This is a genomic window from uncultured Brevundimonas sp., from assembly GCF_963975535.1.
Taxonomy (GTDB): domain Bacteria; phylum Pseudomonadota; class Alphaproteobacteria; order Caulobacterales; family Caulobacteraceae; genus Brevundimonas.
In genome coordinates this window covers 106,511-119,064 of the sequence record NZ_CAXBHE010000002.1, presented here as the reverse complement: position 1 = coordinate 119,064, position 12,554 = coordinate 106,511, and the positions used below count along the sequence as shown (strand labels likewise).

The 12,554-nt window shown below is 69.0% G+C and carries 11 protein-coding genes; 4 read left to right on the top strand and 7 right to left on the bottom strand.

Annotated elements, in window-relative coordinates; genetic code table 11:
* The first annotated feature begins 69 nt into the window (after nucleotides 1–69).
* The 3 genes from AACZ75_RS02850 to AACZ75_RS02840 all read left to right on the top strand — a co-directional run bounded on the left by AACZ75_RS02850 (nucleotide 70) and on the right by AACZ75_RS02840 (nucleotide 4,571).
* Entirely contained in the window at nucleotides 70–927 is an 858-nt protein-coding gene (locus AACZ75_RS02850; RefSeq protein WP_339871127.1) for a hypothetical protein, read from the top strand.
* A gap of 161 nt (nucleotides 928–1,088) precedes the next feature.
* A complete protein-coding gene (gene ppdK / locus AACZ75_RS02845) occupies nucleotides 1,089–3,779 on the top strand; it encodes a pyruvate, phosphate dikinase (RefSeq protein WP_339871126.1) in 2,691 nt (896 codons plus the stop codon).
* Between the two features lie 264 nt (nucleotides 3,780–4,043).
* Nucleotides 4,044–4,571: a porin family protein gene (locus tag AACZ75_RS02840; RefSeq protein ID WP_339871124.1), complete on the top strand. Its 528-nt coding sequence runs from the start codon at nucleotides 4,044–4,046 to the stop codon at nucleotides 4,569–4,571.
* Nucleotides 4,572–4,644: 73 nt separating this feature from the next.
* On the opposite strand, the gene AACZ75_RS02835 is transcribed toward AACZ75_RS02840, so the two are convergent.
* On the bottom strand, nucleotides 4,645–4,908 hold the full coding sequence (locus AACZ75_RS02835; protein WP_339871122.1) for a hypothetical protein: 264 nt from the start codon (nucleotides 4,906–4,908) through the stop codon (nucleotides 4,645–4,647).
* Between the two features lie 165 nt (nucleotides 4,909–5,073).
* On the opposite strand from AACZ75_RS02835, the gene AACZ75_RS02830 reads away from it, so the two are divergent.
* Nucleotides 5,074–6,297 (top strand): M48 family metallopeptidase, encoded by a 1,224-nt coding sequence (locus AACZ75_RS02830; RefSeq protein ID WP_339871121.1) that lies wholly within the window; start codon nucleotides 5,074–5,076, stop codon nucleotides 6,295–6,297.
* On the opposite strand, the gene AACZ75_RS02825 is transcribed toward AACZ75_RS02830, so the two are convergent.
* Genes AACZ75_RS02825 through AACZ75_RS02800 form a run of 6 tightly spaced genes read right to left on the bottom strand, consistent with a single transcriptional unit; the run spans nucleotide 6,281 to nucleotide 12,495 of the window.
* Entirely contained in the window at nucleotides 6,281–7,438 is a 1,158-nt protein-coding gene (locus tag AACZ75_RS02825) for a beta-ketoacyl-ACP synthase III (protein ID WP_339871119.1), read from the bottom strand. The two genes, AACZ75_RS02830 and AACZ75_RS02825, sit on opposite strands and share 17 nt — an antisense overlap.
* 29 nt (nucleotides 7,439–7,467) lie before the next feature.
* A complete protein-coding gene (locus tag AACZ75_RS02820; RefSeq protein ID WP_339871118.1) occupies nucleotides 7,468–9,510 on the bottom strand; it encodes a capsular polysaccharide biosynthesis protein in 2,043 nt (680 codons plus the stop codon).
* Nucleotides 9,510–10,361, bottom strand: coding sequence for a CoA ester lyase (locus AACZ75_RS02815; protein ID WP_339871117.1), 852 nt, complete (start codon nucleotides 10,359–10,361; stop codon nucleotides 9,510–9,512). Before AACZ75_RS02815 ends, AACZ75_RS02820 begins: the two co-directional genes overlap by 1 nt.
* Complete coding sequence (locus AACZ75_RS02810; protein WP_339871116.1) at nucleotides 10,361–11,038, bottom strand: SDR family NAD(P)-dependent oxidoreductase; 678 nt, start codon at nucleotides 11,036–11,038, stop codon at nucleotides 10,361–10,363. The genes AACZ75_RS02815 and AACZ75_RS02810 overlap by 1 nt, the downstream gene beginning before the upstream one ends.
* Nucleotides 11,039–11,080: 42 nt before the next feature.
* Complete coding sequence (locus AACZ75_RS02805; protein WP_339871115.1) at nucleotides 11,081–11,977, bottom strand: ROK family protein; 897 nt, start codon at nucleotides 11,975–11,977, stop codon at nucleotides 11,081–11,083.
* Nucleotides 11,978–12,000: 23 nt separating this feature from the next.
* Nucleotides 12,001–12,495, bottom strand: a complete 495-nt coding sequence (locus tag AACZ75_RS02800; protein ID WP_339871114.1) for a GAF domain-containing protein — start codon at nucleotides 12,493–12,495, stop codon at nucleotides 12,001–12,003.
* Nucleotides 12,496–12,554: the final 59 nt, after the last annotated feature.

Genomic DNA, 12,554 nt, shown 5'->3' with positions numbered 1-12,554 from the left:
GGGCGGCTGCCGTCAACCTTTTCGACCGATGTCGTCACCGGGATAGCGTTTTTGTGTTATGGGCGATCCATGCCTCGTCTGAATGTGTTTCCGATTCATCGTCGCAAGCTCGGCGTCGTTGTCACCTCGATCGCCGCGGGCCTGTTGCTGGCCCAGTGCGGCCCGAAGGACAAACCCCCGGAAGAGCCCGCGGTCGAGGTGCCCGAGGCCCCGGTGGTGACCCCCGTCCTGCCCGCCGCGACACCGCCCCTGACCCGTGGCGACCTGGTCAGCGCCGCCGCCCGGGCCGCCTCGTCCTATGTCGCCGGCGAGGTCCCGTCGGGCAGCGATCCCCTGGTCGGCCGCCGGATCGCCGTTCGTCTGCCGTTCGGTTGTGGTGGGCCCAAACCGGCCCAGGCCGGTCCGGCGATCGCCGACGGTGTCGCCCGCGCCACCTGGGGCCGGGATCGCAAATCCATCCAGCTGAGCCTGACGCCCGGGGACTGGGCCGAATCGGCCCTGATCGCCGGGGCCGGCGCGGACGTGGTCTGGGAGACCGTCGAGGGATTCTGGATTCCGCGCCCGTGGCTCGCCTCCGATGCCTGCCCCGGTGTGCTGCGTGACCCGCTGCAGGGCGGGGTGGCCGTGCCGTCGCCCTACACCGTCGGCCTGGCCGCGGTCTTCCCGACCGGCAGTTCGCGGGTCGGCCAACGCAACGGCCGCGCCTACAGCTATTCCATTCGGGCCGAGGGCGATCAGCCGCTGGCACCGGCGGCGGACGGCTATCGTCTGGTGCTGGAAGGGCGCGTCGTCGGCTTCCCCGGCGGGCGCGCCATCCGCTGCCGGACCGCGAGTCCCGATCAACGCCCGGTCTGTATCGCCGCGATTCAGCTGGACCGGGTGGCGTTTGAAAGCGCCACCGGCGACGTCCTGGGTCAGTGGCGCTAGGACCCGCAGCGGGTCGGCCGGGGCGCTTTTCCGGAACGGCACCCGGGCTCACGCTTTGTTGCAAGCCCGGCCTCGCCTTCGCGGACGCAGCACGCTAGTCAGGCCGGGACGGGCGGGCCTTCCGGCTCCGCCTTTGACGGACCACGGCTCAGGGGCTGGATATGACTCAGTGGGTGTACGGTTTCGGCGGCGGCTCGGCCGACGGATCCTCATCGATGAAGAACCTTCTCGGTGGCAAGGGGGCCAACCTCGCCGAGATGTCCTCGCTGGGCCTGCCGGTGCCGCCGGGCTTCACCATCACCACCGAGGCCTGCGTCCACTATTTCAGCAAGGGCCAGACCTATCCCGACGCCCTGGCCGGACAGGTCCGGGCGGGACTGGAGAAGGTCGAGCAGATCACCGGCAAGACCTTCGGGGACGCCGCCAACCCCCTGCTGGTCAGCGTTCGCTCCGGGGCCCGCGCCTCGATGCCCGGGATGATGGACACGGTCCTGAATCTCGGCCTCAACGATGAAACCGTCGAGGGCCTGGCCGCCCTGTCCGGCGACCGCCGCTTCGCCTTCGACAGCTATCGCCGCTTCATCACCATGTATTCGAACGTCGTGCTGGGTCTGAGCCATGACGACTTCGAGGAGGTCCTGGACGACCACAAGGACCGTCTCGGCGTCACCATCGACACCGACCTGAGCGCCGGCGACTGGGAAAAGGTCGTCACCGAATACAAGGCTGTGGTCGAGGACCGGCTGGGCCATCCCTTCCCGCAGGATCCGCAGGACCAGCTGTGGGGCGCGATCTCGGCGGTGTTCGACAGCTGGATGAACGAACGCGCCAAATTCTATCGCCGCATGCATGACATCCCCGAGAGCTGGGGCACCGCCGTCAACATCCAGTCGATGGTGTTCGGCAATATGGGCCAGACCTCGGCCACCGGCGTGGCCTTCACCCGCAATCCATCGACCGGTGAAGCCCGTCTGTACGGCGAATTCCTGATCAACGCCCAGGGCGAGGACGTCGTCGCCGGCATCCGTACGCCCCAGTCCCTGACCAGGGCGGGCCGCGAGGAGATGGGCGAGACGGCCCTGTCGATGGAGGAGGCGATGCCGGCGGTGTTCGCCGAATTCGTCGGGGTCATCGGCAAGCTCGAGACCCACTATCGCGACATGCAGGACATCGAGTTCACGGTCGAACAGGGCCGCCTCTGGATGCTGCAGACCCGTAACGGCAAGCGCACCGGCAAGTCGGCCCTGAAGATCGCCGTCGATCTGGCGGCCGAGGGGGTCATCAGTCGCGACGAGGCCATCAGCCGGGTCGATCCGTCCGCCCTCGACCAGCTGCTGCATCCGGCCCTGGACCCGAACGCCGTCCGTCATGTCGTCGCCACCGGCCTGCCGGCCTCGCCCGGGGCCGCCACCGGCAAGATCGTGTTCGACGCCGACGAGGCCGAGCGCATGAGCCAGCTGGGCGACGCCGTCATCCTGGTGCGCGAGGAAACCAGCCCCGAGGACATCCGCGGCATGCATGCCGCCCGGGGCATCGTCACCGCGCGCGGCGGCATGACCAGCCACGCCGCCGTGGTGGCGCGCGGCATGGGCCGGCCCTGCGTCTCGGGGGCCGGGGAAATCTCGATCGATGAGCGCGCCGGCACCTTCACGGCCCGCGGTCGCACCTTCAGGGCCGGCGAGGTGATCACCATCGACGGCTCGAAGGGCGAGGTCCTCGACGGGGCCGTCGACATGATCGAGCCCGAACTGACCGGCGACTTCCAGACCCTGATGGGCTGGGCCGACCAGGTTCGCCGCCTGAAGGTCCGCGCCAACGCCGAGACCCCGCTGGACGCCCGCACCGCGCGCGGCTTCGGGGCCGAGGGCATCGGCCTGTGCCGCACGGAACACATGTTCTTCGACGACGCCCGCATCGCCGCCGTGCGCGAGATGATCCTGGCCGACGACGAAAAGGGCCGCCGCCTGGCCCTGGCCAAGATCGCCCCGTTCCAGAAGGCCGATTTCGTCGAACTGTTCGAGATCATGGCCGGCCTGCCGGTGACCGTCCGCCTGCTCGACCCGCCGCTGCACGAGTTCATTCCGCACCACGACGCGGACATCGACGCCCTGGCCGCGACCTCCGGTCTCGACGCCGCCAAGCTGAAGCGCCGGGCCCGCGAGCTGCACGAGACCAACCCCATGCTGGGCCACCGCGGCTGCCGTCTGGGCGTGGCCTATCCCGAGATCTACGAAATGCAGGTGCGCGCCATTCTCGAGGCGGCCCTGGAGGTCAAGAAAACCGCGGCCGAGGCCCCGATCCCGGAGATCATGCACCCGCTGGTCGCCATGGGTCTGGAGATGAAATACCTGCGCGAGCTGACCGACCGCACCGCCGAGGCCGTGTTCGCCGAGGCCGGGGACCGGGTCGACTATCTGGTCGGCACCATGATCGAACTGCCCCGCGCCGCCCTGCGCGCCGGAGACCTGGCCGAATATGCCGAATTCTTCTCGTTCGGCACCAACGACCTGACCCAGACCACCTTTGGCATCAGCCGGGACGATTCCGCCAACTTCCTGCAGGCCTATATGGACAAGGGCATCTTCGAGGCCGACCCGTTTGTGCGGCTCGACCAGGACGGTGTCGGCGACCTGATCCGGATCGCCGCCGAGCGCGGTCGTGCGGTCAGCCCTGACATGAAGATCGGCATCTGCGGCGAGCACGGGGGCGATCCCGCCTCGATCGCCTTCTGCGAGACCCTGGGGCTCGACTACGTCAGCTGCTCGCCCTACCGCGTGCCGATCGCCCGGCTGGCCGCGGCCCAGGCCGCCCTGGTGGCGCGCGGCGAAGAGGCCCGCGAAACCGACCGCTAGTCCGGACAACGGCGGCCCCTTGCCTGACCGGGTGGGGGCGCTGTCGGCTGTGGCCACGGGCCTGCCTGTTAACCCGGATGACGTCAGAGTAATCGTTGGTCAAGATTAAGTCATGGTTGGCGTATCGCCGTCTGTGTCCTTTATTCCACGGTTAGACTTTCGTAATAAACCGGCCATGGAACTGCCGTGGATGCTGCCCATTTGAGCTTTCGCTGGATGGGGCAGGTGGCCGATCAGGTCACCGCATCTAGGAAAGACAGATACATGCGTAACATCCTCCTCGCTTCCGCCGCTCTGGCCCTCATGGCTGCACCGGCCATGGCTCAAACCGTTACTTCGCCGACCTACTACGGTACCCTGGGCTACAGCCAGATGGACGCCGACGGTGCCGACGTCGGCGCCGTGACCGGTCGTTTCGGTGCCAAGTTCACGCCCAATCTCGGTGCCGAGGCTGAAGCCTCGTTTGGCGTCGGCAGCGACACCTTCCGGGTCGGTGCCTCCGAGATCAAGGTCGAGGAAAACTATGACGTCGCCGTCTATGGCGTCGCCACCCTGCCGGTGAACGCCAACTTCGACCTGTTCGCCCGCGCCGGCTTCGGCACGACCGAGCTGAAGGCCTCGAGCGGCGGCATCAGCAACACCGACAGCAACGAGAGCTGGAACTACGGTGTCGGTGCCAACTACTACCTCGACGCCCAGAACGGCGTCCGCGCCGACTGGACCCGCCGTGACTTCACCAACGACGGCGGTGAAGCCGACGTCTATTCGGTCAGCTACGTTCGCCGCTTCTAGGTTTCAGAAGCCCGATATAAAGAAGGCGCGCTCCGTGAGGGGCGCGCCTTTTTTTGTGGCGGTGCGGCCGGTTTCAGGCCGCGCCCGGTGCCAGGGCCCATCGCATCGAGCCCTCTCCGAACGGCTTGAAGAACAGATCGCGATAGCGTTCAAACACTTCGACGATCATCACGGCCAGGTCCTGGGTGATGACCTCGCCCCGCTGGCGCTTCATCGCCGCGACGCAGTCCACGACCACCGTCTGATGGGCCGACCCGCCCATGCTTCTGAGCACGGTGGCAACATCCTGGGCGAGGGGTTCCAGCCTGGGTTCCCAGGGATTGGCGGTCTGGGTCATGCGGACTGTTCTCCCTTCTTCACACCGCAGACGCCTCGCAAAATCTCGCCATTGGTGCAAGCGTCAGCGCGGATTCGTGATCGGGGCGAGTCACGGACATGACAAGGATTTAACCTGACAGGGCGTCGGGGTGCGCGTCACTTGTCCGGCAAACGGGGGAAGACCATGACGACATTCGATCCGGCCGCCGCGACGGCGCAATGGTTGGCGACCCTGTCGCCCGAGGAAACGGCCCGCGCCGTGGCCTATACCCAGGGCGGGCACTGGCTGCTGCTCTGGGGCCTGATGGTCTCAATCGCCGTAGCCTGGATCATCATCCGGACCGGCTGGCTGACCGCGATCCGTGACCGGCTGGAACGGCGCAAGCCGCGACCGAAACTGGTCTCGCTGGTCGTGGGCGTGGTCTATCTGTTGATGAGCTTCGTCCTGACCCTGCCCTGGTCGATCTACCAGAACTGGTGGCGCGAGAAGAGCTATGGCCTGACGGAACAGCCATTTGCCGGCTGGCTGACCGAGGCCGTGATGGCGACCGGAATTTCGGTCGTGTTCGGCGGGTTGCTGATCGTCGCCCTCTATTTCCTGATCCGGCGTACCGGCCGGGCCTGGTGGGTGTGGGGCGGCGGACTGGCCGGCGTGGCCGTGATCTTCATGCTGCTGGTGGCTCCGATCTTCATCGAGCCGCTGTTCAACACCTACACCCCCGCCCCCGAGGGACGGGTCCGCGACGCCGTGGTCGAGCTGGCCCACAAGACCGGCACGCCCGACGACAAGATCTTCATCTACGACGGGTCAAGGCAGTCCGACCGCTACACGGCCAATGTCTCCGGTCTCGGCGGTTCGGCCCGGGTGGCGATGAGCGACGTGATGTTCAACAAGGGCGCGGACCTGAGCGAGGTGCGCGGTGTCGTCGGTCATGAGATGGGCCACTATGTGCATATGCACTCGCTGTGGCTGACCGGAGCCATGGTCGTCCTGGCGATGCTCAGCTTCTTCCTCGCCGACCGGCTCTATCCGCTGGCGCGGCGTCTGCTGGGGGCCAAACGGGTCGGTGATATCGCCGACCCCACCGGCCTGCCGGTCCTGGCGGCGGTGCTCGCCGTCCTGGGCGTGCTGGCCACGCCGGTCACCAGCACCCTGATCCGCTCCATCGAGGAGGATGCGGACCATTTCTCCCTGATCCATGCCAATGAGCCCGACGGTCTGGCCAAGGCCTTGATCAAGACGGCCGAATACCGGGCCCCGTCGCCGTCGGCGCTGGAGGAATTCCTGTTCTACGATCACCCGTCGGTCGAGAACCGGGTCCGCCGGGCGATGGAATGGAAGGCGGCCCATCCGCCGGAAGCGCCGGCTCCCGAGGCGGACGGGTCTGCGGCTACGCCCGTTTCCTGACGAAGACGGTGCCGGCCGAATAGCCGGCACCGAAACTGCAGATCAGCCCGGTATCGCCGGCGGCCATGTCCTCGTGTCGCAGGTGGAAGGCGATGATCGAGCCGGCCGAGGAGGTGTTGGCGTATTCGTCGAGGACGATGACGTTCTCCTCGGGCGTCGGCTCGCGGCCCAGCACCTTGCGGCCGATGAACTGATTCATGTTGATGTTGGCCTGATGCAGCCACATCCGCTTCAATGCCTGCGGGTCGAGACCGAGGTCCCCGGCGTGGTCGACGATCATCTCCGAGACCATCGGCACCACATCCTTGAACACTTTTCGTCCTTGCTGGACGAAAAGTTTGTCTGTTTGGCCTACCGCTTCGCTACTTGAGGCCGGGGCGGCCAACGCCTCGGTCGTCTCGGCTGCCCGGTTGAGGAAGCCGAAATTGTTGCGGATGTTGTTGGAGAAGACCGTCTTCAGCCGCGTGCCCAGCACATCCCAGCCGCCCGGGCCCGCCCGGTCCGAGGATTCGACGATCACCGCGGTGGCCACGTCGCCGAAGATGAAATGGCTGTCGCGATCCTTGAAATTGAGGTGGGCCGAGCAGATTTCCGGGTTGATCATCAGCACCGCCCCGACCGAGCCGGAGGCGATGAAGTCCGCCGCCGTCTTGATGCCGAAGGTGGCCGAGGAACAGGCGACATTCATGTCGAAGGCGAAGCCGTCGATGCCCAGGGCCTGCTGCACCTCGACCGCCAGGGCCGGATAGGGGCGCGGCATGTTCGAGGCGGCGCAGATCACCGCCCCGATCTCACTGACCGGCTTGCCCCAGGCGGCGATCGCCTCGCGGGCGGCGGCGACCGACATCTCGGCCATCAGCGACAGCTCGTCATTCGAGCGTTCGGGCAGGTTGGGTGCCATGCGGGCGGGATCGACGATCCCGGCCTTGTCCATCACGAACCGGCTCTTGATGCCGGAGGCCTTCTCGATGAATTCGACCGACGACGGGGTCAGGGCCTGAACATCGCCTTCCGCGATCTGGGCCGAATGCTCGGCGTTCCAGCCCTCGGCCCAGGTGTTGTAGGCCGTGACAAGCTCGGCGTTCGAAATGGACTGTTCCGGCGTGAACAGGCCGGTGGCGGCGATAACAGCGTGGGTCACTGGCAGGTCCGTTGCGTTGGCGAACGCCCTCAATAGGCCGGTGGCGGCGCGCGGTCGAGACTCGCCGTCAGTCCGGTGGCCCAGCGGCCGATGCGACCGGGGCGGGCCGCCTCGCCCTCGACCCGGGCCATGATCAACGCCTCGACCAGGTCCTCTGCCTCGCATGGCCATCCGCCGGGCGTGACGTAGAGGGGATAGTCCAGCAGCGTGGCGACGACCAGGGCGTCCAGCGTGGGGCGCGCGGTGCGGCGGGGCAGGGGCAGGCGGTCCTCGGTCAGGCCCCATCCCGCATAGAAGGGGCGGCCATGGGTAATTACCCGCCGCCCGCGCAGCAAGGCCTCGAAACCGGTCAGGGAGGTCAGGGTCACCACGAGGTCGCACGCCTCCAGACAGGCCCCGATGTCCAGGGTGTCGGCCACGGCGTCGACAGCCGCGAGGGTGTCGTCGTCGACAACCCCGGGCCGGTTTCCGGCCAGCACGTCCGGGTGCCCCTTCCAGATCAGGAAGGCGTCGGGATGGTCCGCCCGGGCCGCCGCGATCAGGCCGGCATTGGTGCGGACATCGCCGCAACCCAGCAGGACCGACCGATCGTTCTCGACCTGGCCCACGATCAACACCCGCTCCCGGTTCGACGGCCAGTCCGGCGGCGTCGCGCCTTGCAGATTGTATTTCGACAGGCCGCCCCCGACGATCCGTTCACGCAGGGTCGCGGCGCGGGCCAGTGCCTCGGCCGAAGGTTTCCCCGTCTGGATCAGGGTCTCCAGCCGCGACGGCCCGGCGGGATCATAATAGATGCCCTGGTCGTCCAGCACCGTCGACAGGGCTCCGATGAAGTTGGAACCCAGCCCGTGCGAGCGGATGAAACCGTCCTCCATCCGCACGGTCGGGCCGTCGAATCCCGCCGCCGCCTTCCGGATCGCAGCGGTTTCCTTGCCCGCCCACCACAGCAGACGCCCCCCGTTCGCCCCGGCGGCGGCCACGGCGGCACCGGCCGTGTCAAAATAGCGGAGTCGGGCGGTCGGGGCGTTGAGGAGGCGCCGGATCGCGGGGCGCTTGGCCGGGGCGAAGCCGACGCCGGCCCAATAGCCTCTCAGCCGCCCGGCCCGGGCCCGCAGGGCGATCAGTCGGGCCACGGCCTGCTCGGCCTCGCAGCGGCGGCCGGTGACCGGGTCGACATAGCGGCTGCAGACGATCAGGGCCGCGGCGGCCAGGGTCTCGATGTCGCGCGCCACACCACGACGGACCACCGACACCGTGTCGGTGGTCAGGCCCCAGCCCGCATAGAAGGGGGCTCCGAAACAGGTGACGGCCTTGTCGCGCAGCAGGGCCTCGAAGCCGAGGCCGCTGGTGACCGTATAGACGGCATCGACCTCGGCCAGCAGGTCGGCGGGGCGCACGTCGGTGTTGACCAGGGTAACCCCGGCCAGGTCTGCGTCGTCGATACAGCCGGCCTTGAGACCCGCAGCCACGGCCGGATGGCGCTTGACGATCAACTGGGCGTCGGGATGGTCGGCCCGGGCGGCGGTCATCATCGCGGCGAAGGCGTCCGGCGGAGCCATGCCGTAGCGGATCGAGGCGTCGCCGTCGGTCTGGTCGACCACCAGGACCCGGGGACCGGGCCGGAGGATCGACCGGTCCAGCGGACCGCCCATATTGGTTCGCGACAGGCCGGCGGCGACGATGCCGTCGATCAGGGCCCGGGCCCGGGCGCGCATGGCCGCGTCGCACCAGTCGGGGGCCTCGACCAGGGTCCGCTCCAGGCGCGACGGGCGGGTGGCGTCATAATAGACGCCGAGGTCGTCGACGATCAGGCTCAGGCTGGCCGCCCCGGCCTCGCCCAGCCCGACCGACCGCAGGAAGCCGTCTTCCAGCGCGACATAGGGATGACCGGTCACCCGTCCCCACAGCCGGCCCGCCCGGGTCGTCGGCCGGCGACCCCATCCCAGCACCGCCCGAACATCCGGTCCGGGCAGCAGGCGCGGTGCGTACTCCGGCAGGAAGGCGTTCAGATGCGGCAGGGCCAGCAGTCCCGGCGCGCAGGCCCAGGCCGGGACGGGTGTGTCGCCGTCCATCAATCGGGCGTGCGCGCGCAGGCGTCGTGCCGCCGCAGCAGGGCCTCGGCGGCGGTCAGGTGCAGCCGCTCGACCATGCCGTCGCCGACGCGGATCGCGCCGCGCCCGGCCGCGGCCGGATCGGCGAAGGCGGCGACCAGGGCCATGGCATGCGCCACCTCGTCGTCGGTCGGGCAGAAGGTCGTGTTGGCGACGGCGATCTGGCCGGGATGGATCAGGCTCTTGCCGTCGAACCCATACCGTCGGCCCTGGCCGCATTCAGCGGCGAAGCCGTCCGCGTCGTCCAGCCGGTTGAACACGCCGTCGATCACCTGCAGCCGGTGGGCCCGCGCGGCGGCCACGGTCGCCGCGAGCCACGGCTTCAGCGGCTCCCGGTCCGGGGCGGACTGGCAGCCGAGGGCGGCGGACAGGTCATTGGTGCCGAACATCAGGGCCGCGAGCGGCCCACCGACGCTGCACAGGGCATCCAGGTTGAACAGGGCGCGCGGGGTTTCGATCATGGCCCACAGCGCCGCGCCGACCGGCAGGCGGCCGCCCAGTTCGGCGACGTCGCGGGCATCCTCGACCTTGGGGGCCACGACGATCTGGACCGCGGTTCCGGCCAGGGCGTCGAGGTCGTCGCTGCCCCAGGGGGTATCCAGCGCATTGACCCGCACGGCCAGCTGCGGTCCGAAGCCGCCGCCGCGCACGGCCTCGACCGCGGCGGCGCGGGCTTCGGCCTTCATGTCCGGGGCGACGGCATCCTCGAGGTCCAGCACCGCTACGTCGCAGGCCAGGGTGCGGGCCTTGGCGACGGCGCGCGGGTTCGAGGCCGGCATGAACAGGACGCTGCGGACCAGCCCCCCGGTCATCACACCCGTCCGGTCACGGGGATCAGCGCACCGGTGATCGCTCTGGCCTGCGGCGAGGCCAGGAACAGCATGACGGCGGCCAGATCGGCCGGGGCGACCCACTGGGCGGGATCGGCGTCGGGCATGTCCTTGCGGTTCTGGGGGGTGTCGAGGATCGACGGCAGGACGGCGTTGACGGTGACCGGAGTCGATTTCAGCTCTTCGGCCAGGCTTTCGGTCAGGCGGTGCACGGCCGACTTGGAGGCGGCATAGGCCCCCATGCCGGCGGCCGACTTCAGGGCCCCGTTGGCCCCGACGTTGACGATCCGGCCTGCGTCGGACTGTTTCAGATAGGGCAGGGCGGCGCGGCAGGTGTTGAGGGCGGTCGACAGGTTCAGGGCGTACATCCGGTCCCAGGCCGGTTGGTCGTCGTCCACGGTCTGCCAGACGAAGCCGCCGGCGATGTTCAGCACCGCGTCCAGCCGTTTGAATGCCTTGACCACGGCCGCGACCGCCGCGGTGGCCGCCACCGGGTCGGTCAGGTCGACCCCGCCCAGTTCCAGCACGCCCTGCGGGACAGGCTGACCGGTCGCGTGGTCGATGACGGCGACCTTCAGGCCCTGCGCAAGGGCGGCGGCGACCACCGCCCGGCCCAGTTCGCCGTGCCCGCCCGTGACCGCGATCACCCGTTCGTTCATTGTCTGATCTCCCATCAGTGTTCCCTCGCGCCGGGGGGCGGTTCAGTCAACCGGCCACAGTCGCGCCGCGCCGCGAACGCCCGAGGAATCGCCCCAGCGGGCCGGAACGATACGGGTGTCGATACCGTCGGCGAAGACATGGCGGGGCACCCGCTCTGACAGGCGCGGATACAGGCCGGCGATATTGGACAGGCCTCCGCCCATCACCACCACGTCGGGATCGACCAGGTTGACGACCATGGCCAGGGCGCGGCCGAGGCGATCGGTGTAGCGATCCAGCGAGGCGGTGGCGGCGGCATCGCCCGCGTCCGCGGCGGCGACGATGGCCTCGGCCGCCAGGGTCCGGCCGGTCACGGTCGCATGGTCCCGCTGCAGACCGGTTCCGGAGATCCAGGTCTCGAGGCAGCCGTTGAGTCCGCACCAGCAGGCCGGGCCGGGCATTTCGGCGGTCGTGGGCCAGGGCAGGCCGACGTGGCCCCACTCCCCGGTCAGGCCGTTGCGCCCCCCGATCAGGCGACCGTCGACGACCAGGGCCCCGCCGCAACCGGTGCCGACGATGACGGCGAAGACCACCCGCCCCCCCGTCGCTGCCCCGTCGACGGCTTCGGACAGGGCCAGGCAGTTGGCGTCATTGGCCAGCCGCACCGGTCGCCGCAGGGCCGCCTCGAGGTCCTCACGGAACGGACGGTCGTTCAGCCAGGTCGAATTGGCGTTGCGCATCCGTCCCGTGGTCGGCGACACCGAGCCGGGCACCGCCAGGCCGACCGAGCCGGTGCGGCCGAGGTCGCGCTCGATTCGCGCCACCAGTCGGACGACGGTCGCCAGGGCCGCGTCATAGTTCCGGGGGGTAGGGTCACGCAGACGGGCGAGGAAGCCGCCGTCGGCGTCGAGCGCGGCTGCCTCGATCTTGGTCCCGCCGAAATCCACGCCGATCTGCATGGCGACGGTCTAGCAGGCCGAGGTCAGGCGGCGAAGACCTGGGCCACCAGACGCTCCAGCGCCGCGGCGTCGACCGCATCGAAGGCGGCGACCTCGGTGGCATCGACGTCGAGCACCGCGATCAGGGTACCCGCGGCATCGAACACCGGGACGACCACTTCGCTGCGCGAGCGGGAATCGCAGGCGATGTGACCCGGGAAGGCCTCGACGTCGTCGACGATCCGGGTTTTACCCGCGGCCGCCACCGCCCCGCAGACGCCCCGTCCGAACGGAATCCGCAGGCAGCCCAGCGTGCCCTGGTAGGGACCGACCACCAGTTCACCGGGCTTCGCCGGATCGACGACATAGAAACCGGTCCAGAAGAATTGCGGGAAGGCGTCGGCCAGCATGGCGCTGACCGTGGCCATCCTGGCGACCCGGTCAGACTCGCCCTCGAGCACGGCGACGATCTCCTGATGCACTTCCGCATAGCGGGCGGTCTTGTCGGCGGGACGATCGTCGCGGGCGGAATAGGACATGGGCGGACTCCGGCTGAAACCGCCATATAGAGGGCCCAGCTCGACATTGCGACCGGGCG

Coding starts and splice junctions, on each gene's coding strand:
- AACZ75_RS02815 (WP_339871117.1), bottom strand. CDS start 10,361: ATGACCGGGGGGCTGGTCCGCAGCGTCCTGTTCATGCCGGCCTCGAAC.
- AACZ75_RS02820 (WP_339871118.1), bottom strand. CDS start 9,510: ATGGACGGCGACACACCCGTCCCGGCCTGGGCCTGCGCGCCGGGACTG.
- AACZ75_RS02805 (WP_339871115.1), bottom strand. CDS start 11,977: ATGCAGATCGGCGTGGATTTCGGCGGGACCAAGATCGAGGCAGCCGCG.
- AACZ75_RS02850 (WP_339871127.1), top strand. CDS start 70: ATGCCTCGTCTGAATGTGTTTCCGATTCATCGTCGCAAGCTCGGCGTC.
- AACZ75_RS02830 (WP_339871121.1), top strand. CDS start 5,074: ATGACGACATTCGATCCGGCCGCCGCGACGGCGCAATGGTTGGCGACC.
- AACZ75_RS02800 (WP_339871114.1), bottom strand. CDS start 12,495: ATGTCCTATTCCGCCCGCGACGATCGTCCCGCCGACAAGACCGCCCGC.
- AACZ75_RS02840 (WP_339871124.1), top strand. CDS start 4,044: ATGCGTAACATCCTCCTCGCTTCCGCCGCTCTGGCCCTCATGGCTGCA.
- ppdK (WP_339871126.1), top strand. CDS start 1,089: ATGACTCAGTGGGTGTACGGTTTCGGCGGCGGCTCGGCCGACGGATCC.
- AACZ75_RS02835 (WP_339871122.1), bottom strand. CDS start 4,908: ATGACCCAGACCGCCAATCCCTGGGAACCCAGGCTGGAACCCCTCGCC.
- AACZ75_RS02810 (WP_339871116.1), bottom strand. CDS start 11,038: ATGAACGAACGGGTGATCGCGGTCACGGGCGGGCACGGCGAACTGGGC.